This window comes from Pseudomonas sp. 32_A (assembly GCF_017490905.1).
GTDB lineage: Bacteria > Pseudomonadota > Gammaproteobacteria > Pseudomonadales > Pseudomonadaceae > Aquipseudomonas > Aquipseudomonas inefficax.
This window is the reverse complement of record NZ_JAFGYI010000463.1, coordinates 1-247: the sequence shown is the minus strand read 5'-3', so window position 1 is coordinate 247 and position 247 is coordinate 1. Positions and strand designations below refer to the sequence as shown.

The 247-nt window shown below is 58.7% G+C and carries 1 protein-coding gene; it reads right to left on the bottom strand.

The features are described 5' to 3' along the window. Positions 1 to 158: 158 nt before the first annotated feature. A partial coding sequence (locus J5M58_RS27455; protein WP_207880648.1) for a DUF3077 domain-containing protein occupies positions 159 to 247 on the bottom strand: 89 nt, incomplete at its 5' end.

The following is a 247-nucleotide window of genomic DNA, read 5'->3' as shown; positions in this document are numbered from 1 at the left end:
AAAGCGGGTAACGATGGCCTGACAGGTTTGGCACGTTGCAACAAATGTGGGAGCGGGCTTGCCCCGCGAAGCGCCGCGCGGGCGGCGCTCGATACCACAGGCGCAGAAAATGTTGTGGCGAACACCTAGCGGCCTTCATTCAACCTGAAGCCAAACCCTCACTGCCTCATCCCCAACTCAGCATCATCCATCAGTGCCTTGGCCATCGCACTCAGGTAATGGGCAGCCCAGATCATCATCGGCTTCT